The sequence below is a fragment of the Pseudomonas sp. PF05 genome (assembly GCF_056521845.1).
On sequence record NZ_JBWLPW010000084.1, the window covers coordinates 1 to 478 of the forward strand.

Annotated in this window: 1 protein-coding gene; it reads right to left on the reverse strand. The window is 64.6% G+C overall.

Annotated features, from left to right (window positions below; translation table 11 throughout):
- On the reverse strand, nucleotides 1–478 hold a 478-nt coding region (locus AC09SL_RS29530), incomplete at both ends, for an AMP-binding protein (protein ID WP_479572016.1).

Below are 478 nucleotides of genomic sequence, written 5' to 3' on the forward strand. Positions count from 1 at the left end.
TTCGTGGCCGCTGGCGCGGATCAGTTGCGGGATGATCACCAGCCGGTGGCCGGAGAACAGCTGGGCGATGCCTTTGATCGACATGTCGAAGAAGAACCCGGCATTCAGCGCCACGGTGGCCGGACTCGGGCAATGCTGGTGGGTGGTGCGGCGCAGCACCTGCCAGAAGTTGAACACCGAACGGTGCTCGACCATCACGCCCTTGGACTGGCCGGTGGAACCGGAGGTGTAGATCACATAGGCCAGGTGCTCGGCGGTGAGGCCCGCTACCTGCGGATTCGCATCACAATCAGCGTCATCCGCCGCTTGCAACGAATCACGGGTATCGAGCAACAACAGGGGCAGATCCCCCGATGGCAAGGACAGGGCCGATTGGGTCAACAGCGCCCGTGGCTGGCTGTCCTGGAGCATGAAGGCCATGCGCTCGGCGGGATGAGCCGGGTCGATGGGCACGTAGGCGGCGCCGGCCTTGAGCACG